Source organism: Paenibacillus thiaminolyticus, assembly GCF_003591545.1.
In the GTDB taxonomy this organism is placed as follows: Bacteria; Bacillota; Bacilli; order Paenibacillales; family Paenibacillaceae; genus Paenibacillus_B; species Paenibacillus_B thiaminolyticus_A.
In genome coordinates this window covers 495-837 of the sequence record NZ_QYZD01000062.1, presented here as the reverse complement: position 1 = coordinate 837, position 343 = coordinate 495, and the positions used below count along the sequence as shown (strand labels likewise).

At 62.4% G+C, this 343-nt stretch carries 1 pseudogene; it reads left to right on the top strand.

Going from position 1 to position 343, the window contains the following annotated elements:
- Window positions 1-63: 63 nt before the first annotated feature.
- Window positions 64-343, top strand: a pseudogene (locus tag DQX05_RS31535) (hypothetical protein); the annotation flags it as partial.

Sequence of the window (343 nt, the reverse complement as noted above, 5' to 3'; positions counted from 1 at the left end):
TCCGGCAGCACAGCGAATCAAGGCGCATACAGCAGCTTCAGCGGTCAAGGAAGCTATGCGCCAATGAGCAGCCATGGTATGGCTGGCAGCGGTCTGTCCGGCGGCATCGTGGCAAGCACGTACAGCGGCAATAGCTCCGGCCCGTCCGGCAGCACGGCGAATCAAGGCGCGTATAACAACTTCAGCGGTCAAGGAAGCTTCGCGCCGACAAGCGGCTATGGCGCGACCGGCGGTCTGTCCGGCGGGATCGTGGCAAGCACGTATGCCGGCAATAGCTCCGGCCCATCGGGCAGCACGGCGAATCAAGGCGCGTATAACAACTTCAGCGGTCAAGGAAGCTTCG